This is a genomic window from Mesorhizobium sp. M0296 (assembly GCF_040321675.1).
Lineage (GTDB): Bacteria > Pseudomonadota > Alphaproteobacteria > Rhizobiales > Rhizobiaceae > Mesorhizobium.
Genome location: NZ_JAMYRZ010000011.1, coordinates 81,460 through 101,364, shown reverse-complemented (window position 1 = coordinate 101,364; position 19,905 = coordinate 81,460). Strand labels below are relative to the sequence as shown.

The 19,905-nt window shown below is 63.0% G+C and carries 19 protein-coding genes and 3 pseudogenes; 12 read left to right on the top strand and 10 right to left on the bottom strand.

Features of this window, described 5'->3' with window-relative positions:
• Nucleotides 1-81: 81 nt before the first annotated feature.
• The gene (locus tag NKI97_RS13465; protein WP_352451842.1) at nucleotides 82-1,086 is read right to left on the bottom strand and encodes a cytochrome d ubiquinol oxidase subunit II; all 1,005 of its coding nucleotides are present in this window, start codon (nucleotides 1,084-1,086) and stop codon (nucleotides 82-84) included.
• Nucleotides 1,083-2,456 (bottom strand): cytochrome ubiquinol oxidase subunit I, encoded by a 1,374-nt coding sequence (locus NKI97_RS13460; RefSeq protein ID WP_352451843.1) that lies wholly within the window; start codon nucleotides 2,454-2,456, stop codon nucleotides 1,083-1,085. The genes NKI97_RS13465 and NKI97_RS13460 overlap by 4 nt, the downstream gene beginning before the upstream one ends.
• A 263-nt stretch (nucleotides 2,457-2,719) precedes the next feature.
• Between NKI97_RS13460 and NKI97_RS13455 the strand changes: the two genes are divergently transcribed.
• The 4 genes and pseudogenes from NKI97_RS13455 (at nucleotide 2,720) to NKI97_RS13440 (ending at nucleotide 5,760) form a co-directional block, all read left to right on the top strand.
• Nucleotides 2,720-3,646, top strand: a complete 927-nt coding sequence (locus NKI97_RS13455) for an ABC transporter ATP-binding protein (protein WP_352451844.1) — start codon at nucleotides 2,720-2,722, stop codon at nucleotides 3,644-3,646.
• A gap of 14 nt (nucleotides 3,647-3,660) precedes the next feature.
• Nucleotides 3,661-4,422: an ABC transporter permease gene (locus NKI97_RS13450; protein ID WP_352451914.1), complete on the top strand. Its 762-nt coding sequence runs from the start codon at nucleotides 3,661-3,663 to the stop codon at nucleotides 4,420-4,422.
• Between the two features lie 170 nt (nucleotides 4,423-4,592).
• Nucleotides 4,593-5,083, top strand: a pseudogene (locus tag NKI97_RS13445) (MarR family winged helix-turn-helix transcriptional regulator).
• Nucleotides 5,080-5,760 carry a GNAT family N-acetyltransferase gene (locus NKI97_RS13440; RefSeq protein WP_352451846.1) on the top strand — a complete coding sequence of 227 codons (681 nt, stop codon included), beginning with the start codon at nucleotides 5,080-5,082 and terminating at the stop codon, nucleotides 5,758-5,760. The pseudogene NKI97_RS13445 and the gene NKI97_RS13440 overlap by 4 nt, the downstream one beginning before the upstream one ends.
• 101 nt (nucleotides 5,761-5,861) lie before the next feature.
• Here the strand turns inward: NKI97_RS13440 and NKI97_RS13435 are convergent, their stop codons facing one another.
• Nucleotides 5,862-7,853, bottom strand: coding sequence for a PhoX family protein (locus tag NKI97_RS13435; protein WP_352451847.1), 1,992 nt, complete (start codon nucleotides 7,851-7,853; stop codon nucleotides 5,862-5,864).
• Nucleotides 7,854-8,053: 200 nt separating this feature from the next.
• On the opposite strand from NKI97_RS13435, the gene NKI97_RS13430 reads away from it, so the two are divergent.
• From NKI97_RS13430 to NKI97_RS13420, 3 genes and pseudogenes are all read left to right on the top strand, one after another.
• Nucleotides 8,054-8,392 (top strand): hypothetical protein, encoded by a 339-nt coding sequence (locus NKI97_RS13430; RefSeq protein ID WP_023679017.1) that lies wholly within the window; start codon nucleotides 8,054-8,056, stop codon nucleotides 8,390-8,392.
• Between the two features lie 14 nt (nucleotides 8,393-8,406).
• Nucleotides 8,407-9,108 (top strand): phosphatase PAP2 family protein, encoded by a 702-nt coding sequence (locus tag NKI97_RS13425; protein ID WP_352451848.1) that lies wholly within the window; start codon nucleotides 8,407-8,409, stop codon nucleotides 9,106-9,108.
• A 259-nt stretch (nucleotides 9,109-9,367) separates the two neighbouring features.
• Nucleotides 9,368-9,592: pseudogene (locus NKI97_RS13420) on the top strand (sodium-independent anion transporter); the annotation flags it as partial.
• A 36-nt stretch (nucleotides 9,593-9,628) separates the two neighbouring features.
• Here NKI97_RS13420 and NKI97_RS13415 read toward each other — a convergent pair.
• On the bottom strand, nucleotides 9,629-10,489 hold the full coding sequence (locus tag NKI97_RS13415) for an SMP-30/gluconolactonase/LRE family protein (protein ID WP_352451849.1): 861 nt from the start codon (nucleotides 10,487-10,489) through the stop codon (nucleotides 9,629-9,631).
• A gap of 115 nt (nucleotides 10,490-10,604) precedes the next feature.
• On the opposite strand from NKI97_RS13415, the gene NKI97_RS13410 reads away from it, so the two are divergent.
• A complete protein-coding gene (locus tag NKI97_RS13410) occupies nucleotides 10,605-11,408 on the top strand; it encodes a helix-turn-helix domain-containing protein (RefSeq protein WP_352451850.1) in 804 nt (267 codons plus the stop codon).
• 98 nt (nucleotides 11,409-11,506) lie between these two features.
• Here NKI97_RS13410 and NKI97_RS13405 read toward each other — a convergent pair.
• The 3 genes and pseudogenes from NKI97_RS13405 to NKI97_RS13395 all read right to left on the bottom strand — a co-directional run bounded on the left by NKI97_RS13405 (nucleotide 11,507) and on the right by NKI97_RS13395 (nucleotide 13,755).
• Nucleotides 11,507-12,302, bottom strand: a pseudogene (locus NKI97_RS13405) (C40 family peptidase).
• A 41-nt stretch (nucleotides 12,303-12,343) separates the two neighbouring features.
• A complete protein-coding gene (locus tag NKI97_RS13400) occupies nucleotides 12,344-13,285 on the bottom strand; it encodes a CHAD domain-containing protein (protein WP_352451851.1) in 942 nt (313 codons plus the stop codon).
• Complete coding sequence (locus NKI97_RS13395; RefSeq protein ID WP_023679010.1) at nucleotides 13,282-13,755, bottom strand: CYTH domain-containing protein; 474 nt, start codon at nucleotides 13,753-13,755, stop codon at nucleotides 13,282-13,284. The genes NKI97_RS13400 and NKI97_RS13395 overlap by 4 nt, the downstream gene beginning before the upstream one ends.
• Before the next feature lie 88 nt (nucleotides 13,756-13,843).
• Here NKI97_RS13395 and NKI97_RS13390 point away from each other — a divergent pair, with 88 nt between their 5' ends.
• From NKI97_RS13390 to NKI97_RS13375, 4 genes are read left to right on the top strand one after another with little or no spacing between them, the layout of a single operon-like run.
• Entirely contained in the window at nucleotides 13,844-14,560 is a 717-nt protein-coding gene (locus NKI97_RS13390) for a CerR family C-terminal domain-containing protein (RefSeq protein WP_352451915.1), read from the top strand.
• Nucleotides 14,557-15,510, top strand: a complete 954-nt coding sequence (locus NKI97_RS13385) for an HlyD family secretion protein (protein WP_352451852.1) — start codon at nucleotides 14,557-14,559, stop codon at nucleotides 15,508-15,510. The genes NKI97_RS13390 and NKI97_RS13385 overlap by 4 nt, the downstream gene beginning before the upstream one ends.
• Nucleotides 15,507-16,427: an ABC transporter ATP-binding protein gene (locus tag NKI97_RS13380; RefSeq protein WP_352451853.1), complete on the top strand. Its 921-nt coding sequence runs from the start codon at nucleotides 15,507-15,509 to the stop codon at nucleotides 16,425-16,427. Before NKI97_RS13385 ends, NKI97_RS13380 begins: the two co-directional genes overlap by 4 nt.
• An 8-nt stretch (nucleotides 16,428-16,435) precedes the next feature.
• Entirely contained in the window at nucleotides 16,436-17,572 is a 1,137-nt protein-coding gene (locus NKI97_RS13375) for an ABC transporter permease (protein WP_352834653.1), read from the top strand.
• A 36-nt stretch (nucleotides 17,573-17,608) separates the two neighbouring features.
• Here NKI97_RS13375 and NKI97_RS13370 read toward each other — a convergent pair whose 3' ends face one another.
• The 3 genes from NKI97_RS13370 to NKI97_RS13360 all read right to left on the bottom strand — a co-directional run bounded on the left by NKI97_RS13370 (nucleotide 17,609) and on the right by NKI97_RS13360 (nucleotide 19,847).
• Nucleotides 17,609-18,262: a glutathione S-transferase family protein gene (locus tag NKI97_RS13370; protein ID WP_352834607.1), complete on the bottom strand. Its 654-nt coding sequence runs from the start codon at nucleotides 18,260-18,262 to the stop codon at nucleotides 17,609-17,611.
• A 92-nt stretch (nucleotides 18,263-18,354) separates the two neighbouring features.
• Nucleotides 18,355-19,332, bottom strand: a complete 978-nt coding sequence (locus NKI97_RS13365) for a threonine/serine dehydratase family protein (protein WP_352834605.1) — start codon at nucleotides 19,330-19,332, stop codon at nucleotides 18,355-18,357.
• Nucleotides 19,333-19,529: 197 nt separating this feature from the next.
• Complete coding sequence (locus tag NKI97_RS13360) at nucleotides 19,530-19,847, bottom strand: hypothetical protein (RefSeq protein ID WP_352834602.1); 318 nt, start codon at nucleotides 19,845-19,847, stop codon at nucleotides 19,530-19,532.
• Between the last annotated feature and the right edge of the window lie 58 nt (nucleotides 19,848-19,905).

Here is a 19,905-nt window from a genome sequence, read left to right as displayed (position 1 = left end):
GGCGATTCTGCTGGGCCGGCCAGAGAAGGTTATTCCGCTTGAAGATGAATATTCTGTTTCAGGCTGCGACGGCGATGCCGGTCAGTCATAGGTCAGATCCGTCGCCTTGCCGGCGAACACCCGGTAGGCAAAGAACGAATAGAAGATGATGATCGGCAGCACGACGACCGTCCCGACCAGGATGACGGCCAGGCTTTCGGGTGCCGAAGCAGCCTGCCAGATGGTCAGCCGGTCGGGCACCACGAAGGGGTAGAACGACCAGGCGAGGCCGGCAAAGCCGAGCGTGAAGATCGCGGCCAATGTCAGGAACGGGAGCAGCGCGTGGCGGTCGTCGGGCTTCGGCAGATGGAAGGTCTGGCGCCACAGCCACAGGAACAGCACTGCCGACAGGGTCGGCAGCGGCGACAAATAGAGCATGGCCGGCCAGACGAACCATTTGTCGAAGATGCGCGCGCTGGCAAAGGGCGTGGCCAGCGATACCGCGACCATGCCGAGCGCGGTCAGCACCAACGCCGTGCGCAGCCACAGCACCGCCTTCTTCTGCAGATCGCCTTCGGTCTTGTAGATGACCCAGGCCGCGCCCATCGCCGCGTAGGCCGCGGCAAGGCAGAGCGCCACCAGCGCGCCGAAAGCGACGCCGCCAGGGCCGACGTCGAGGCCGAGCACATAGACGCCGAGCATATAACCTTGCGCCAGCGAAGCGATGACCGAGCCGAGGAAGAAGATGCGGTTCCAGCGGTGCTTCCTGCCGGCCGGCACCTTGGCGCGGAAATCGAAGGCGACGCCGCGCAGGATCAAGCCGACCAGCAGCACGAAGACCGGAATGTAGAGCGCCGTCAGGATGGTGCCGTGCGCCAATGGGAAGGCGACCAGCAGCAAGCCGACCGCCAGCACCAGCCAGGTCTCGTTGGCGTCCCAGAACGGGCCGATGGCGGCGATCATCGTATCCTGCTCGGTTTCTTCGGCCGCGGCGAACAGGATGCCGATGCCGAGATCGAAGCCGTCGAGGATGACGTAGATCAGGATAGCGAGGCCCATCAGGCCGGCGAAGATCAGAGGCAGCAGGGTCGGCCAGTCGACGCTCATGATGTTTCTCCTGGTTGCGCAACCGGCTGCGACAGCGGCCTGTTCATGACGCCCGGCAGCGGCGAGGTGTCACCATCCTTCGCCGCCTTCAATGCCAGATGCACCAACACGCCGAGATAGGCGATCAAGAGCAGCACATAGAGGATGAGATAGACCGCGAGCGACAGCGCGACATGGCTGCCGGCGACCGGCCCGACAGCATCGGCGGTACGCAGCACGCCGGTGACCAGCCAGGGCTGGCGGCCAATCTCGGTGGTGTACCAGCCGGCCAGCGTCGCCAGCCAGCCGGACAGCGCCATCGGCACCATGACGAGCGCCAGCGGCTTGGGCAGGCCGTGGCGGCGCTTGAGGAAGAAGGCCGCCGACCAAGAGACGGCGAGCATCAGGAGGCCGGTGCCGACCATGATGCGAAAGCCCCAGAACACCGGAAATACCGGGGGATGGTTGCCGGCATAATCGTTCAGCCCCGGCACGATGCCGCCGGCGCTGTGCCTGAGGATGAGGCTGGCGCCATCGGGAATGGTGAGCTCGAACCTGTTCTCCTTGGCCGCTTCATCGGGAACCGCAAACAGCACCAGCGGCACGTTGGGACCGGTGTTCCAGTTGGCCTCCATCGCGGCGATCTTCTGCGGCTGGTGTTCCAGCGTGTTGAGGCCGTGCTGGTCGCCGGCAAAGATCTGGATCGGGATCAGGATCGCGGCGGTGAAGACGCCGGTGCGCAGCGCCTTCCACATCGATTCCGAGCGATCGCCGTAGAGATAGCGCAGCGCCGACAGGCCGGCGACCAGGAACGAGACGGTCAGGCCCGAAGCAAGCAGCATATGGACGAGCCGGTAGGGCATGGACGGATTGAAGACAACTGCCCACCAGTCGGTGGCGTGCGCTACACCATCGCGCATCTCGAAGCCGGCCGGCGTCTGCATCCACGAATTGAGTGCGATGATCCAGAAGGCGGACAAGGTGGTGCCGCCGGCCACCAGCACCGTCGCCAGTGTATGGACGCGGTTCGAGACACGGCGGAAGCCGAAAAGCATGATGCCGAGGAACGCCGCCTCGAGGAAGAAGGCGGTCAGGATCTCGTAGGCCAGCAGCGGGCCGGCAATGTTGCCGACCGTCTCCATATAGCCCGGCCAGTTGGTGCCGAACTGAAAACTCATGGTGACGCCGGAAACCACGCCCATGGCGAAGGACAGCGCGAATACCTTAACCCAGGTGAAATAAGCGCGCATCCAGGCGGAATCGTTTGTCGCGTTGTAGCGGAGCTTGAAGAACAGCAGCACCCAGCCGAGCGCGATGGTGATCGCCGGGAACAGGATGTGGAACGAGATGTTCGCGCCGAACTGTATGCGCGACAGAATGAGCGGGTCCATGGCGGCTCCGGCTGCTGCTTGTTTGTTGAAGGATAGGCTTGATGCACCGGACGGTCAAAGCGGCGTCCCGCCGCGAGGCGGAACGCCGCAGTGCGGTTAATCTGCTTTTACGTGGAATTTGGCTGGACGACCGGGCAGGTGTTGCCTATTCCGGCGAACCTCGATGGTCCAGAACTGTCAGGAGCGCCATTGACATCCGGATTTGCGAACCGACATTCAGCGGACTAAATCAACAACTCTGTTTCAAGCAGTCGTTTTCAGCCATGCAGCCGATCATCTCGATTTCCGGGCTCACCAAGACCTACGCCACCGGCTTCAAGGCGCTGAAGGAGATCAATCTCGACATCGTGCGCGGCGAGATCTTTGCGCTGCTCGGGCCGAATGGCGCCGGCAAGACAACGCTGATCTCGATCGTCTGCGGCATCGTCAACCGCTCGTCGGGTTCCGTCACCGTCGACGGCCATGACATCAACCGCGACTACCGCGCCGCGCGCAGTCTGATCGGGCTGGTGCCGCAGGAACTGACCATCGACGCCTTCGAGAGCGTGTGGGCGACGGTCAACTACAGCCGCGGCCTGTTCGGCAAGCCGGCGGACAAGGCGTTCGTCGAAAAGGTGCTGCGCGACCTGTCGCTCTGGGACAAGAAGGACGCCAAGGCGATCACGCTGTCCGGCGGCATGAAGCGCCGGCTGATGATTGCCAAGGCGCTGTCGCACGAGCCGCGCATCCTGTTCCTCGACGAACCGACGGCAGGCGTCGATGTCGAGCTGCGCCAGGACATGTGGGCGATGGTGCGCCGGCTGCGCGAAGACGGCGTCACCATCATCCTGACCACGCATTACATCGAAGAAGCCGAGGCGATGGCCGACCGCGTCGGCGTCATCAACCGCGGCGAGATCGTGCTGGTGGAGGACAAGGCCGAGCTGATGCGCAAGCTTGGCCGCAAACGGCTTGTGCTGGAACTGCGCAGTCCCCTGGCCACCGTTCCCGATACTTTTTCGCACTACGCGCTGGAGCTTTCGCCGGATGGCGGACAGCTGACCTATACTTATGACAACCAGAGCGAACGGCCGGGCGTCGCCTCGCTGATCCGCGAGCTCGAGGCGGCCGGCATCCAGTTCCGCGACATCGATACGGAAAACAGCTCGCTCGAGGAGATCTTCGTCAATCTGGTGAGGAAACCGGCATGAACCCGCGCGCGGCCATGAATCTTCATGCGGTATGGGCGATCTATCGGGTGGAGATGGCGCGCGCCCTTCGCACTGTGCTGCAGAGCATCGTTTCGCCGGTCATTTCGACGTCGCTCTATTTCGTCGTCTTCGGTTCGGCCATCGGCTCGCGCATCACCGAGATCGACGGCATCAGCTACGGCGCCTTCATCGTACCGGGGCTGATCATGCTGTCGCTGCTGACGCAATCGATCTCCAACGCCTCTTTCGCCATCTATTTTCCGAAATTCGTCGGCTCGATCTACGAATTGCTGTCCGCGCCGGTGTCCTATCTGGAGATCGTCATCGCCTATGTCGGGGGCGCGGCGACAAAGTCGATCGTGCTTGGCCTGATCATCCTGGCGACGGCCTCGCTGTTCGTGCCGCTGACGATCGAGCATCCGTTCTGGATGCTCGCCTTCCTGGTGCTGACGGCGGTGACCTTCAGCCTGTTCGGCTTTATCATCGGCATCTGGGCGAAGAGCTTCGAGCAGCTGCAGCTCGTGCCGCTGCTGATCATCACGCCGCTGACCTTCCTCGGCGGCAGCTTCTATTCGATCAACATGCTGCCCGGCATCTGGCGCACGGTGACGCTGTTCAACCCGGTGGTCTACCTGGTCAGTGGGTTCCGCTGGAGCTTCTACGGCAAGTCCGATGTTTCAGTCGGCGTCAGCCTCGGCATGACGGTGGTCTTCCTGCTCATCTGCATAGCGATCGTCGCCTGGATCTTCAGGACCGGCTACCGGCTGCGCAACTGATCGAACGGGCCTCGTCCAGGCGAAGCAGCCTTATCGATCGACCTTTCCTTGCCGAAGGCGACATAGGCCTGCGCACGATGCCTGGAACTCGCGCTTGAACGCCTCGATCTTGCTTTTAATGCATTGTTATATATCATGTTATCGATGTTCACGGGGATGAAAATTGACCTATGGAAGACGTCAACGATCGCTTGGCTTCCTGTGCCTGGGCAGCAGGCTGAAGCGTATAGGCGAGCAACTGCAAGCGGAGGCGCAGCGCCTGCTCGACAGGCTGGATGTCCCGGTTCAGGCGAGCCAATACCCGCTGCTGGCCGCGCTCGACAGGCTGGGCCCACTGCCGGTCGGGGAACTGGCGCAATCCCTTGGGATCGCGCAGCCGGGTGTGACGCGAACCGTCTCGCTTCTGGCCGGATTGGGATTGCTCGAGGTCAGTCCGTCGAACGATGACCAGCGGCGCAGGATCGTCTCGCTTACTCGGGACGGCCGGCGGCTGGTCGATGTCGCAAAGCGCGACGTCTGGCCTTGCATCGAGAACGTGGTCGCGGATTTGTGCGCAGGTTTTTCGGGGCCGCTTCTTGAGCAGCTGGCTGCCATCGAGGACGGCCTCGCCGCTGCCCCTCTCGACCGTCGTGTAAATAAGCCTGAGGGTGCCGCGCAATGAGACATCTGCTCGACCGCCCTATCTGGAGCGCGCTTCAGACGCGACATCGGGCCTTCGCGGAGGGTGACAACCTCGCCATGCGATATCGGCCGTCGATCGTCCCTTTCGCCGCCACTGGCGCGGACGACCCGGAAAGCCTGCGGGCGCTCGAAAACCTTGTCTCCCCGGGCGAGAGTGTGATCCTGCTTCAAGCGGACGCGATTGCTCTGCCCACGGGGCTTTCCGCGACTTCGACCGCAGCCGGGGTTCAGATGATCGCCGAGCAGCCATTGCAGATCGTCTCCGACCCGCGCGTGCATCGTCTGACCCGAGACGATGCTGCTGAGATGCTCGCCCTGGCATTGCTCACCAAGCCTGGCCCATTCACGCTCGAAGCCTTGAGCCTGGGCGATTTTTGGGGTGTGAAAATCGAGGGCAGGCTTGCGGCAATGGCCGGCGAGCGCATGAAGCAACCTGGTTATACCGAACTCAGCGGGGTGTGCTCACATCCGGAATTTCGCGGCGGTGGCCTAGGAAAGCTGCTGTCCCTATTCGTGGCAAACCGGATAGTGGCGCGCGGCGAAGTTCCCTATCTCCACGCCTATGCCAGCAACGCCGCGGCCATAGCGTTATACGAGTCCATCGGCTTCAGGTTGCGAAGCACAATGAATGTGGCCGTGGTTCAGCGCACCGAATGATTAGTCGGCGCATGATGCGCAGCATGGATTCATCCCGTATCGGAAGGAAGGATTTCGTACGGCCGAAATCCTTCCTTGAGACTGCAAGATCTTGCTGCGTGTCAGACCGCGATCTTGCCGCCGCCTTGCCTGGTGATGGCAACGACCGCCGGGCGCACCGGCATGTCCGGCTTGAAGTCGGGCCAGCGCGTCGACAAATCCTCATAATAGGACGGACGGCCGAAAGCCTCCCAGTCCTCGCCGCCGTCGCCCGGATGCTGGACGGCAACGAAGGCGGTCTGGTCGTCCGGCGCAAACAGGGGACCGCACATTTCGGCGCCGATCGGCACGCGGAAGAACAGCTTTGATGTCGCCCGTGCCGTCCCTTCCGTATCGACAGCCCACAGACCGTCGGTGCGGCCGGTGGCTTTCGGGCCCTGGCCGTCGGTGGCGACCCAGAGGCGGCCGGCCGAATCTACCGTGCAATTGTCCGGCATGCCGAACCAGCCATTGGCGGTGGTTGCGGTCGAGAAGGTGGCGCCGACGTCGGCCACAGCGGGATCGCCGCATTTCAGCAGGATTTCCCACCTACCCTTTGTCGCGGTGAAATCACCGCCGTCCTCGACGATCTCGATGATGTGGCCAAAGGCGTTCTCGGCACGCGGGTTGGCGGCGTCGACCTGGTCGGCCTTGCGCTTCGAATTGTTGGTCAGCATGACGTAGACCTTGCCGTTGGTGGCATTGGGCTGGATGTCTTCCGGGCGGTCCATCTTGGTGGCGCCGAGCAGGTCGGCGGCGCGGCGCGTCTCGATCAGCACGTCGGCCTGGCTGTCGAAGCCGTTCTCCGCCGTCAGCGGCCCCTGGCCGAAGACGATCGGCAGCCACTCGACCGAACCGTCGTCGGCAAACTTGGCGACATGCAAGGTGCCGTCGTCGAGCAAATCCATGTTGGCGGCGCGGTCGTCCGGATCGAACTTGCCTGTGGTGACGAACTTATAGACATAATCGAAGCGCTCGTCGTCGCCGAGATAGAAGACGACACGGCCATCCTTGGCGACGATCGATTCGGCGCCCTCATGCTTGAAGCGCCCCATCGCGGTGCGCTTCCTCGGCGCCGAAGTCGGATCCTGGACGTCGACCTCGACGATCCAGCCGAAGCGGTTCGGCTCGTTCGGCTCCTTGCCGATATCGAAACGGTCGTAATGCGCTGCCCATTCATAGGCACCTTCGGGAATGCCGAGGCGCTTGTAATTGGCGGCTTCCTTATGCCCCTGCGGCAGCTCGCCCGAGAAATAGCCGTGGATGTTCTCCTCGGCCATGACATAGGTGCCCCATGGCGTGACGCCGCCGGCGCAATTGTTGATGGTGCCGATGATTTTCGTGCCGGTCGGATCGGCGCTGGTCTTGACGCGGTCGTGGCCGGCGACCGGGCCGGAGAGCGCGATCTCGGTGTTGGAGGTGATGCGGCGGTTGAGCTTGCCGTCGCGAACGACCTGCCATTTGCCTGATACCTTGCGTATCTCGACGATAGTGCCGCCATGCGCCGTCATCTCGACGTCGACTTGTTCCTTGCTGAGGGGCGCCTGCTTGGCCTTGCCGTCGATGATGGTGACGAGGCCCGGAAACATCAGGTGCGGATTGGTGTATTCGTGGTTGACCACCAGCAGGCCGTGCTCGGCCGAGCCGTCGATCGGGATATAGCCGACATAGTCGTTGTTGTAGCCGAATTGTCTGGCCTGGGCTTCCGCCGACTGTTTTGTCGGATCGAATTCCGGCGAATCGGCGAACAGCGGATCGCCCCAGCGCAGCAGTACATCGGCGTCATAGCCGGGTGCGACGTGATGCTTGTCGTCGATGCCGGCCTCGAGCTCGTCAAAAGCGAAGGCGGAGCCTTCGGCGGCGCGGGCATTGTCGGCGGTGATCAGCGCCAGCGGGCTGACGGTAGCGGCTATGGCCGAGACGGCAAGCGAACCCTTGAGGAAGCCGCGGCGTGAGAACCGCGCGGCGATGATCTCACCCATGGTGCGGTTGTCGGTGGGATTGGCTCCTGGCCCATCGTTTTCCTCGAGCAGGCTGGTGCGGAAATGGGCGTCAGGGGTGCGATGTTCGGTCATAGGGCCTGCCTCTGGCTGGATGGATTGCTGGAGCGTGTTGCCTGGCCAATCCGGTATTACCGGCAGGTCACAGTTTGATGACATGCCGGCTAATTGCCACCTGCGATTTCGTATCCAACATCGGCCCCGCTTGACCGCGACCGGCGCTTCGGAAACAAGAGCTGCGGCAGGCGGTAGGGACCGCATCGGGAGGAACAAAAGTGAGTTTCTGGGGACTTGGGCAGCTCTGCGTTTCGACGGTGATCTTCCTGCTGGCGGCGATGGCCGCAAAACAGTGGGGGCTGGCGCCGAGCCTCGGCAAGATTGTGCTGACGTTGGCGCTCTATTCGCTGGGCAATCTGATCATGCTGAGGCTGATCCGTGAATTCGGCATGTCGGTGTCGTTCAGCCTGTCGGCGGTGATCCAGCTGGTGTCGGTGAATGTGGTGGCGCTGGTCTTCTTCGGCGAGCGCGTCAATGCCTTGCAGGCAACCGGCATCGTGCTTGCCATCGCAGCTGTGGCGCTGATCACGCTCGGGCCCTATCTGCAAAGGCTGTAACTGCGATCGGGCCGATGAAGAAGATTGCAAGCAGACTGCCCAACTGGCTGGAGTTCCCGGTTCTGCTGGCCGGGCTGGTCATTGCCGGCGGGCTGTGGGGGTTCGAGGAGCTGATGGAGCTGGCGCGGGCGACCACGCCGCATGCCTTCGACACCGAAATCCTGCTTGCCTTCCGCAAGGCCGGCCAGCCCGACAATCCGATCGGACCGGCGTGGCTGGAAGGGGCGATGCGCGACATCACCAGCCTCGGCAGCGCCAGCGTACTGCTGCTGATCACGGCAGCAATGATCGTCTATCTGCTTCTTATCCGCAGGCCAGGCGCGGCGCTTCTCATGTTCGTCGCGGTAGCGGGCGGCCAGCTCCTGTCAAGCGTGCTGAAATTCGATATCGACCGGCCGCGCCCCGATCTGGTCTCGCATCTCGCCGATGTGGCATCGCTTTCGTTTCCGAGCGGCCACGCCATGCTGTCGGCGGTGACGTATTTGACGCTGGGCAGCATGGCGGCGCGGGTTTTGCCCGGGCGCACAACGAAGATCTATGTACTCGGGCTGGCGGTGCTGACGACAGTGGTGGTCGGCATCAGCCGCATCTATCTCGGCGTCCACTGGCCGTCCGACGTATTGGCCGGCTGGTGCGCCGGCTTTGCCTGGGCGATGCTGTGCTGGCTTGCGGCACGGTTCCTGCAGCGATGGCTTGGGCGGGCCGACGGCACCTGACTCAAATCAGCCTGTTGATCAGGCCATGACCGCAGCCTGCCAGCAGGAAAACCATCGACAGCAAGGCTGTCGAGGTTGCCAACGCTTTGAATATCTTCACCCGCTCATCCTTTTGAAGTCGTGCCTGTGAAATCGGGATCGCAGTGGATGTCCCGCCAAACGATGCCGAGGTTTGTAGCATCACAGTGCATCGGCTGGCAAAGAGTGCTGCATGTTTGGAGGCAGACCATCAATCCTTGGTGCAGGAAGACGTCGCCGACCGCGCCAGCGCAGGAACTTCATCCTCGACTGTTCGGCGATGCCGTTCTTCGATTCAACGGCGGCCAATGTCATCGAGGGTGCGGCCCACAAGGCGAGCCGCGCCGGCGTTCGCTTCATTATATCAGGCGCTTCGCCGCAGATACGCCGCATGCTGATCAACCACGGCGTCAAGCGGCCGCTGGTGACTTATACCGCCTCGATCACGGATCGCGGGCGCAGCTGAAGAAAGCCGCGCCCGCCGCCTGAGCCGATGGCTGGCTTAGTCGAGGCCCAATGCCGCGATCTCGCCGTCGTTCATCAGCGGCACGAAGATCGTCGACTTGCCGTCGGTGCCGATGTCGGCGCTGCCCGGCTTGAACGTCGCAACCGCTTGCGGCGTGCCGCCGGCTTTGTAGCGGTAGAGCGTGCCGGTCATATACGCGGTGGCGTAGATGCTGCCGCCGATGGCAACGACGCCATCGAGGTTGGCAAATTTTTCCGCGCCGGGCAGTGGCGAAACGGCCTTGGTGGCAAGATCGACCGAGAGCAGGCCGCCCGGCTCCGCGGTGCTGAAGTCGGGCTTGATGCCCTTGCCCCAGGAAGCGACGATCAGCCGGCCGCCATCGGCGAAGATGCCATTCGGCGAAGCAAGCGCCGCATCCCTGACGAACAGTTCGGGCCGGTCGCCGTCGATGCGATAGATCGTATCGGCAAGCATATCCGTGACATAGATCTTGCCGGACGCGTCGGCGGTCACGTCGTTGAGGAAGACCGCGTTCGGCACGTCGATCGTCGATGTTAGCTTGCCGCTTGCGAGATCGACGACGCGCACATGGGTGAGGTCGGCGACGTAGAGTTTGCCGCCGACAATCGCCATGCCCTTGGGCGCGTCCATGCCGTCGGTCCAGTGTTGCGTGACTAGCTTGCCGTCCATCGACAGGATCGACAGATAGCCGTTGCCGTCGGCTTCGCCGGGATTGCCGACGATGTTCGAGACGACAACGCGCTGGCCGGCGGCGTCGAACAGCGCCGATTCAGGCTGCTCGAGGCCGCCGGTGCGCCAGAGTTCAGCGGCCTGAACTGCCGGCGCGGCCGCGATGCCGACCAGGGCGAGAAGTATCGAGGTGAAGAGGCTCTTCATGGCTAGTCTCCTGTAATGGACTGGCGGAGAGCTAGGCCTTTCGATACTTTTCGGGAAGAGCTATCAGGACTAGTACCGAAGGCTGATACCAAATCGTGCAAAAGAGGTGCATCCCATGAACGGCCTGATCTTCGAAGCGCTGAAGCGGACGCTTAAGGCAAAGGGCATCACCTATCGCGTCCTTGCCGAGCGGATGGGTGTTTCCGAGCCGACGGTGAAGCGCATCTTCCACGAGCGCAACTGCAAGCTCGACCGGCTGATGGAGATCTGCACTGCCGCCGGCGTAGAGTTGGAGAACGTGCTCGGCTCTATGAACAGAGGACCAGGACCCGCCAACCAGATCGCGCCGGAGATCGAGCGCAAGCTCGCCGGGCGGCCGGCACTGCTGTTCGTCTTTGTCATGCTTTCCGAGAAATTCACGCCCGAAGGCATCATGCGCTCACAAGGGCTGAGCGAGGCTTCGATGTTCCTCTATCTGCGCGAGCTCGAGGAACTCGGCCTGGTCGCGCTCGGTCGCGGCCTGTCGGCAAGGCTGCTGATCGAGGCGCCGATCCAGTGGAATTTCGAGGGGCCATTGCGGCCGCTGTTCGAGACGACCAACAAGAATTTCATCGGCTGGGCCATCACCCATCTTGAGCGCGAGTCGACGTTCGTCAGCTTCTCCAGGCGGATGCGGCCGGAAACGGCGGAAATGGTCAGGCGCGAGGCGGAGGAATTGGCGGAGCGCGCCAAATTGCTTGCTCATCACGACCAGCACACGACGCCTGAAGACCGACTGGTCGGCTACAAATGGACGTTTGCGTTCGGCGCAACGCCGTTCCCGGTGATCATGCCGATCGGGCCGCATCCGCGCGACGCAGGCGCACGGACCGACGATCGAGTTGCGGCTGCCGCAAACGGACGACGTCTGCCGGCCTAGGTCAAAATGCAGAACGACCGAGTCCGGGCTGTTGGCGGCAGCCAGTCTGACTGAGCTTCTTACCCCTGAGTATCGGCCGCAAACACAAGATCGAGCGGCTATTCGGCGGTCTTGTTCGCGACCTTGTCATCCCAGACCATCTGCCGGTAGTCGAAGCCGTATTCCAGCGTCGGCTTGACAATACGGAAATAGGGCGACAGGTCGAAATCGCGCGGCGTGTAGAGCGAGTGATGGCGGATGTGCAGGATTTCCCTGCGCGAATAGCTCGACTGGGCCGAGGCACGGCCAGGCGCCCGGGTAATCTCCGGCAGGATCGGGTAGCGGATCAGGCCATACGCCTCGGCGATCAGCGACGAGCAGATGGCGCGCGTCGGGTCGCCGGAACCGAAAGCCAGCATGCGGCGGCGCCAGCGCACCGGCACCGGCGGCGTCGGCAAGAAGTAGCGCAGCATGTCGAATATGTTCTTGAGATCGTATCTGAAACCGAGCCTGCCGATCATGAACGCGACGACCGCTTCGCGGTCATCCGGAGCCAGGCCACTCGCACGGCAGATGCGGGTGTTGTAGCTGCGATAGCGCGACAGCGCACGGCGATGCAGCTATCGCCGAGCGTGACCTCGATCAGGCGCCGCCGCTCCGATCCGTCCTCCGGCTCCGGTAATGCATCGCCGACATAGAAGGCGGCATGCGACCAGGTCGACTGGGTGAGGTATTTGATCGCCGCCGAGATCTTCTGGTTGCCTTCGATGAGCAGGATGTCGCCGGGCTCGAGCGTGCGGCGCAACGTTTCGGCGTCCGACGGCGTGTAAGGCTAGTAGCCGGACGATTCCTCCTGCAGCCGGCCGGCAAGCCAGCGGCCAGTCGGTCCAGAAGCGTGTCGCCGGGCTCGGTCATGCCAGACGGCGATTACCACAGGGCGGCAAGTTAGACCATGATCAGCCCACGCCAGGTGTGCCGGCGTCTTGGTGCGCAACTGTGAGATCTTCGCGCGCCTTACGGGCGAGCTTCCTCGTCGAGCGCTTCGGGCTGTCGCCGAAAAGCTCGACCGCCTCGGCGAGGCAGGTCTTTTTCAGGCTCTTTTCCGAACGCTTCAGCAGCTTGGCAAGCAACCGCGTCTCTTCAGCAGGACCGAGCGGCTGGTCCTCGGCATCTAGAAGCGCGCGCATGACGAACACATCGTGCAGCTCGCCAAGCCGCTCGCCCAACTCGTTGACGGCCTTGCGCCGCGTCTTGATCGGCGTCGGCCACAGCCTGCCGAGCAGCGACAGGTGCATGCCATGCGTCTTGGCCGCCTTGCGCAGATCGTGAAAGTCATCGGCTTCGCCGCGCGAAGCCGCCTTGTCCAGCGCTTTCCTGGCGCGGCGCAAAGTGGTGCGCGCGCCTTCGGCGAGCACGTCGGCAGCCTGCTCCGGCTGGTCGGGCAGAGCGAGCTTGTCGATCCGGGCGACACCTTCCTCGCAAACGGAAATCGCCGCGCCTATCGCAGCATCGAGGCCTGCTCCGCCATGCAGTTCATGCTGGCGCGCGACGAGCCTGTCACGCACGGCACCGAGGCCATCGCCGGCACTTTGCTCGGAAAAGCTTGCCGCCAGCCGGTCGATTGTTTCCACCAGTGCGGTCGCCTCGCGCGGGCCGGCAAGCAGGGCCGCCACCTGGCGGTAGCACTGATTCTCCGTCACGCAGAATGTTTCGCCTCCGGAACGGACAAGACGCAGCAAGGCGCGGACGTTCTTCAGCCGTTTGCGGCATTTGTGCAGCCCCTGTTCGGGCCTGTCACGCGCGGCGTCCAGATGGACAAGCGCCTTGCCGATCTCCTCGGCGAGGATGCGCCTGACCTCTCCGGTCAGCGACATGCGCGGATCGATACGAAAGCTCATGCGACGATCTCCGGAATCCCCCCAAGGGCGAGCGACGCGTTGTAAAATCTTGGCTCGCCGGTGACTTCACGGCCGAGCCAATGTGGCAGCATTTCGTCCTGTACATCATCCGGCGTCTCGAGCTCGGCGATCACCAACCCCGCAAGCGTCCCGCCGAAGACATCGACTTCGTAGCGATAGCCGCGGTGTCTAACATGGTGGCGTGTCTTCTCGATGACATGTCCGATGGCAAAGGCCTGCATCTCCTGCGCCTCCGCCAAAGGTACCGGATATTCGAATTCATCGCGCTCGCGTGCCTGGCTGCCGAACTTGAGCGTCAGCTTGGCGGCCGCATCGTTGCTGATGCGCACACGCACCGTGCGGCTGGGTTCGGCGACTAGATAGAATTGACGGATATGAATGTCCGCCTCGACCATTGCCCGCCATTCCTCACCTGAGACCAGGAACTTACGCTCGATTTCCTTGCCCATGGCCAGGCACTAAAGCGCGCACGGCCAGAGTTGGCAAGCCGCTTGACCGCACTTGACTTTAATCATTCGATTGATTAAATTGTTGACCATGATCAAATCGCCCAGCGCCAGCGGCCTTCCTCATGAGGCGCCCAAGACCGCCGCGGATGTGACGCGGACGGCACTCGTGCGCGCGGCGCTGAAGCTGTTCGGACGCCAGGGTTTCGACGGCACGTCAACGCGCCAGATCGCGGCCGAGGCCAAGGCCAATATCGGCTCGATCGCCTATCATTTCGGCGGCAAGGAAGGGCTCCGCAACGCGGCGGCCGACTACATCGTCGACACCATCCAGATCGTTGCCGGCCAAGCGATCGGCAATCTGCAAGCGCCGGCCGCGGCATTGGCGGACACCGAGGCCGCGCGGGCGCATTTGGCCGTCGCACTGGAGCGGATGGTCGCCTTCATCGCGGCAAGGCCGGAAGCCGGCGAGATTGTACAGTTCGTCCTGCGTGAGCTGTCGCATCCAACCGCCGCGCTCGACCGTATCTATGATGGCGTGTTCGAACCGGCGCATCACCGACTCTGCCTGATCTGGGAACAGGCGACGGGCGAGCCGGCCGAGAGCGAGCGCACAAAACTCACTGTGTTCACGCTGATTGGCCAGGTCGTCTATTTCCGCATCGGCCGCGAGGCGGTTATGCGCCGGATGGGCTGGCGCGAGATCGGCAATGACGAGGCCGGAAAGATCGCGGCGGTGGTGACGGATAATCTCAGCGCGATTTTGGCTCGGCGCGATTTGGCTGCCCGAAAGGATCGTGGATCATGAGCCTGCTCTGTTCTTTGCCGCTTGCCGCCCAGGTTTTCAGCGCCTGCGCGCCGGCAGCACCGCTCGCCGTCGGCTACGTCGAGGGCGATTATGTCCTGCTGGCGCCGATCGAGGTGGCGCAGGTCGAGACGATTGCGGTCAAGCGCGGCGACCGCGTCGCGCCCGGCACGCCGGTGGTGACGCTGGAAAACGCCGACGCCAAGATCGCCATCGCACAAGCCGAGGCGGCCCTTGCGCAGGCCCAGGCGCAACTTGCCGACCTGCAGGTCGGCAAGCGGCCGGAAGAGATTGCGGTGCTCAAGGCGCAGGTGGACATGGCCAAGGCGCAAGCCGCCGACGCCAAACGCCGTTACATCCGCGCCAGCGATCTGTTCAAACGCGGCACCGGCACGCAGGCCGACTACGACACGGCTTCCGCGACGCTGGAGACGGCCAACGCGCAGGTCGGCCAGGCGGAGGCCAATCTCGCCGTCGGTGGCCTGCCGGCACGGCCGGAGACGATCAAGGCCGCCGACAATCAGGTCAGGCAGGCGCAGTCGGCGCTGGAGCAAGCGCAATGGCGGCTGTCGAAGCGCGTGCTGACGGCGCCCTCGCCCGGCCGGGTCAACGATGTCATCCGCTATCCTGGCGACACGGCCGGGCCGACCGCGCCGGTCATCTCCATACTGCCGGATGGCGCGGTGAAGCTCAGCGTCTATGTGCCGGAAAGCGCGTTCTCCTCGGTCGATGTCGGCACGCTGCTCAACGTCCATTGCGACGGCTGCGGATCGGGCGTGACGGCTCGCGTCAGCTACGTGTCGCCGGATCCGGAATTCACGCCGCCGGTGATCTACTCGCTCGAGACCCGGCAAAAGCTGGTCTATCTGGTCGAAGCGCGGCCGGAGGGCGACGCCAGCGCATTGCAGCCCGGGCAGATCGTCGACGTCGATGTGGCGGACATCAGAAAATGAACGTCATCGACGTGCACGGCCTGGTCAAGCGCTTCGGCGACAAGACCGTCGTCGATCATGTGACTATGGCTGTGGCCGAGGGCGAGATCGTCGGCTTCCTCGGGCCGAACGGCTCGGGCAAGACGACGACCATCCGCATCATGTGCGGCTTGCTGACGCCGGATGAGGGCGAAGGCACGGTTCTGGGCTTCGACATCCGCACCGACAGCCTGCGGATCAAACGCGAAGTCGGCTACATGACGCAGAGATTCTCGTTCTACGAAGATCTGACGATCGGCGAGAATCTCGAATTCGTGGCACGGCTGTACCGGCTGAAGCCGCTCGACGGGCACGTGGCTAAGACGCTTGAGGAGCTCGGCCTGACATCGCGCAGGAACCAGTTGGCCGGTACCCTGTCCGGCGGCTGGAAGCAGCGGCTGGCGCTGGCCGCCTGCATCATGCACAAGCCGAAACTGCTGCTGCTCGATGAACCGACGGCGGGCGTCGACCCGAAAGCGCGACGCGAATTCTGGGACGAGATCCACCGGCTGGCGAGCGGCGGCCTGACCGTGCTGGTCTCCACCCATTACATGGATGAGGCCGAGCGCTGCCATCGCATCAGCTACATCTCCTACGGCAAGATGCTGGCCACCGGCACGGTCGAGGACGTGGTGAGGAATGCCGGGCTGACCACCTTCGTTCTGCAAGGGCCGCGGCTCGATCAGGTCGCTGCCGCACTTCATGGCCGCCCCGGCGTCGACCAGGTGGCGCCGTTCGGCGCGACGCTGCATGTCGTCGGCTCCGACAGGACGGCAATTCAGGCAGCGCTCGCCGATGTCGAAAAGGAGCACGAGGGCGTTACGGTGACGCCCGGCGAGACCAGCCTGGAGGATGTGTTCATCCAGTTCATGTCCGGTTCGAAGGACAATATGGGATGAAAAATGGGATAAACAGCATCTTTTCGTTCGCCAGGCTAGGCGCGCTGCTGATCAAGGAGTTCATCCAGATGCGGCGCGACCGCATCACCTTCGCCATGATGCTCGGCGTGCCGTTGATGCAGCTGGTGCTGTTCGGCTATGCCATCAACAACGATCCGAAGAGCCTGCCGGCAGCGCTGGTGGCGATGAGCAGCGATCCTTACACACGAGCCATGGTTTCGGCACTGCAGACCACCGGCTACTACCGCTTCGACCATGTCGCGCAAAGTGCCGCTGAGGCGGAATTCCTGATGGCGCGCGGCGACGTCGCCTTCGTCGTCACCATTCCCGCCGATTTTGCCCGGCGGGTCGAGCGTGGCGATAGCCCGCAGATTCTGATCGAGGCGGATGCGACCGACCCGGCCGTGGCCAGCGGCGCCATCTCGACGCTCGGCACCGTCGCCAACCAGGCGCTGCTCAGGGCACGCGGCATGCAGGAGACGGCGGCCGAAGCTGCCCGGCGCCAGCTCCAGGTCGTAGTGCACCGGCGCTACAATCCGGAAGCCGTCTCGCAATACAACATCGTGCCCGGCCTGCTCGGCGTCATCCTGCAGATGACGATGGTGATGATGACCTCAATCGCGCTGACGCGCGAGACCGAGCGCGGCACGATGGAGAACCTTCTGGCGATGCCATCCAGCCCGCTCGAGATCATGCTGGGCAAGGTGCTGCCCTATCTGGCGGTCGGCGCCGTGCAGGTGCTGGTGGTGCTGGCAGCCTCGAAGCTTCTGTTTGCCATCCCCTTCACCGGGTCGATGTCGCTGCTGTTGACGGCGGTCCTTATCTTCGTCTTGGCGCTGGTGCTGCTCGGCTACACGATCTCGACGATCGCCCGCACGCAAATGCAGGCCCTGCAGCTCACCTTCTTCTTCTTCTTGCCGTCGATCATGCTGTCCGGCTTCATGTTCCCCTATCGCGGCATGCCGGACTGGGCGCAGGTTTTCGGCGAGGTGCTGCCGCTGACGCATTTCCTGCGCATCATCCGCGCGGTGATGCTGAAGGGCGCCGAGCTGCCGGCGGTGGCAACGGAAATCGGCTGGCTGTTGGTGTTCGTGGCGCTGTTCGCCGGTATTGCGCTGGTGCGGTTCCGCCGGACGCTGGATTAGGGTCGAACTCGATCCGCTTGTGCAAATGATCGAGATTTACACGGACTTGGCCTGGCCCGGGACCGGTGTCAATTCAGGCGCATCGAGCCCTTCGAAGGGATCGCGCCAGGCGTCGATTTCTTCGAGTTGAAGATACCTGCGACTGACAGAGGGATAGTCATCGAGCGGCAATCGGGCGACATCGTTGAAGGGCAGAAACGTCGCCATTCGAAAGTCGGCATCGGAAACCGAAGCGCCGACCAGCCATTCTCGCTGGGAGAGCGCGGCATCAAGCATGGCAGCGGCCGTGCGGAAGTCGCTCAGGCCCTCCTCAACCCGCGCCTGATCTATCGGGCCGAGCCCATAGCGCTGTTTGGTCCCGCGTTCGAAATGCACGACATCGCAGGCTCTTGCGAAGTTCTCTTTCCCCCAACTCAGCCATCGGATCATCTCGGGCTCGTCGTCGCCAGCGCGCCAGAAATCCGAATGCATATCGCGCGAAAGCCGACAGGCTATGGCGTCGGCCTCCCAGAGGCTTTTTCCCGAACCTATAAGGATGGGCAATGAAAGATTTGGATTGAGCGGCCGAAATCGCTCGGCCTGGCCCGGAGCGAGGGGAGAGGCGAATTCAAACTCGACCTTGGCGTTGAGATACCGTGCCACCGCGACCGCGAGGCGAGGATTGGGATTGCGGCTGAAGAACAGTTTCATTGATCTCAGTCTTTGAAGGGTACAGGTTCGGCTGGGCGCAACGGACGCTTGAGCACCTCGAATCGGCACATGAGCTGGAACTGGTTGCTATCCTAGCCAGCAGCAATGATCTCGGCATAGGTGCTGAGATCGACATTGCCGCCGGAGAGCACCACGGCAATGCATTTGCCGGCAAGGTCGATCTCGCCTGACGACAGCGCGGCCAAGCCGACGCAACCGCCGGGTTCGACGACCAGCTTCAAGCAAGCCATCGCATCGCGCATCGCCTGTGCCACCGCCTTGTCGGAAACGGCGATGGCGCCGGCGAGATTCTTGCGGTTGATTTCGAAAGTGATGGCGCCCGGCTCGGCGACGAGAAGGGCATCGCAGATCGAGGTGTGGCCGGGCGTGTTCGACACCCTGGAGCCTTTGATCAGCGAGCGGCGTGTGTCGTCGAAATGCTCGGGTTCCACGGCCCAGACGGCGGTGCCCGGCGAGGCGTCCTTGACCGCGATCGAAATGCCGCTGCTCAACCCGCCGCCGCCGCAGGGAACCACTACCGCATCGAGGCTGACGCCAAGCGCTCTTGCTTGGCGGATCAATTCGAGGCCGATCGTGCCCTGGCCGGCGATGATGGCCGGATCGTCGTAGGGCGGCACCAGGACCATGCCCTTTTCCACGTAAGAACGGACGACGGCAGTGCGATCGTCGCGGACCCGGTCGAAGGTGATCACTTCCGCGCCCATCTTCCTGACATTGCTGACTTTCATCGCCGGCGCGTCGGCGGGCATGGCGATGACGGCCTTGACGCCGAACATCGCCGCTGCGGCGGCAACGCCTTGCGCGTGATTACCCGACGAGAAGGCGACGACGCCGCGGGCGCGTTCTTCCGCCGAGAGCGAGGAGAGCTTGTTGTATGCACCGCGGAACTTGAACGAGCCGGTGCGCTGCAACGTCTCCGGCTTGAACAGCATCCTGGCGCCGAAGCGATTGTTCAACTCCGGCGATTCGATCAGCGGCGTTTCGACGATCAGTCCGGACAATCGCGCTGCTGCACTGTGAATATCGGCGATGCCGGGAGGGGTGATCATGGCTAGGGTCCTGCAAGAGATGAGACGGCCTATGGTGCACGGAAAGGGAGGCCGCGCACCAATGAAAAATGTGACCGTTACAATTCGACTTGGAGGCAGGAGTGGGGCGTGACTGTCACCCACCTCTCCTCCGCCCTCCGCCATGCATTCGTCATTTCGACAAATCGCTGCCGATTTACCGGCATTGCCGGCCGCCCCTACCCCAACAGCGTCTTTTGCCGTTTGGGGCCGCCGATCTTGCGCCAGGTGTTGAAGCGATGGGTGGCAGCGGCGAAGGAGATCTTCATCTGTTGGGCGACCGAATAGCGCGACTTGCCCTCGTCGAACAGCCGATAGCAGCACTCGACGCCCTCCTCGGTCAACTTGCCGTCGGGAGCCTTGTTGTGTGGATTGGCGGGATCGAATTTTTCGACCTGCTGCTCGACTAGGCCTTTCAGGCGCTGCAGATCCGCCTCAATATTAGCGATAAGGTCGAGAACCGGTTTGGGATCAAACAGCTGCTGTTTTTCCGGCATCTGCGGCGTTCCTTTCTCTTGGTTGAGATTCGGTTATATAAGTGAACGTTTGCCGATA

What these genes read in the sequence shown, in the direction of transcription:
- NKI97_RS13465 (WP_352451842.1), bottom strand. Translation starts at nt 1,086, where the DNA reads ATGAGCGTCGACTGGCCGACCCTGCTGCCTCTGATCTTCGCCGGCCTG.
- NKI97_RS13460 (WP_352451843.1), bottom strand. Translation starts at nt 2,456, where the DNA reads ATGGACCCGCTCATTCTGTCGCGCATACAGTTCGGCGCGAACATCTCG.
- NKI97_RS13455 (WP_352451844.1), top strand. Translation starts at nt 2,720, where the DNA reads ATGCAGCCGATCATCTCGATTTCCGGGCTCACCAAGACCTACGCCACC.
- NKI97_RS13450 (WP_352451914.1), top strand. Translation starts at nt 3,661, where the DNA reads ATGAATCTTCATGCGGTATGGGCGATCTATCGGGTGGAGATGGCGCGC.
- NKI97_RS13440 (WP_352451846.1), top strand. Translation starts at nt 5,080, where the DNA reads ATGAGACATCTGCTCGACCGCCCTATCTGGAGCGCGCTTCAGACGCGA.
- NKI97_RS13435 (WP_352451847.1), bottom strand. Translation starts at nt 7,853, where the DNA reads ATGACCGAACATCGCACCCCTGACGCCCATTTCCGCACCAGCCTGCTC.
- NKI97_RS13425 (WP_352451848.1), top strand. Translation starts at nt 8,407, where the DNA reads ATGAAGAAGATTGCAAGCAGACTGCCCAACTGGCTGGAGTTCCCGGTT.
- NKI97_RS13415 (WP_352451849.1), bottom strand. Translation starts at nt 10,489, where the DNA reads ATGAAGAGCCTCTTCACCTCGATACTTCTCGCCCTGGTCGGCATCGCG.
- NKI97_RS13410 (WP_352451850.1), top strand. Translation starts at nt 10,605, where the DNA reads ATGAACGGCCTGATCTTCGAAGCGCTGAAGCGGACGCTTAAGGCAAAG.
- NKI97_RS13400 (WP_352451851.1), bottom strand. Translation starts at nt 13,285, where the DNA reads ATGAGCTTTCGTATCGATCCGCGCATGTCGCTGACCGGAGAGGTCAGG.
- NKI97_RS13395 (WP_023679010.1), bottom strand. Translation starts at nt 13,755, where the DNA reads ATGGGCAAGGAAATCGAGCGTAAGTTCCTGGTCTCAGGTGAGGAATGG.
- NKI97_RS13390 (WP_352451915.1), top strand. Translation starts at nt 13,844, where the DNA reads ATGATCAAATCGCCCAGCGCCAGCGGCCTTCCTCATGAGGCGCCCAAG.
- NKI97_RS13385 (WP_352451852.1), top strand. Translation starts at nt 14,557, where the DNA reads ATGAGCCTGCTCTGTTCTTTGCCGCTTGCCGCCCAGGTTTTCAGCGCC.
- NKI97_RS13380 (WP_352451853.1), top strand. Translation starts at nt 15,507, where the DNA reads ATGAACGTCATCGACGTGCACGGCCTGGTCAAGCGCTTCGGCGACAAG.
- NKI97_RS13370 (WP_352834607.1), bottom strand. Translation starts at nt 18,262, where the DNA reads ATGAAACTGTTCTTCAGCCGCAATCCCAATCCTCGCCTCGCGGTCGCG.
- NKI97_RS13365 (WP_352834605.1), bottom strand. Translation starts at nt 19,332, where the DNA reads ATGATCACCCCTCCCGGCATCGCCGATATTCACAGTGCAGCAGCGCGA.
- NKI97_RS13360 (WP_352834602.1), bottom strand. Translation starts at nt 19,847, where the DNA reads ATGCCGGAAAAACAGCAGCTGTTTGATCCCAAACCGGTTCTCGACCTT.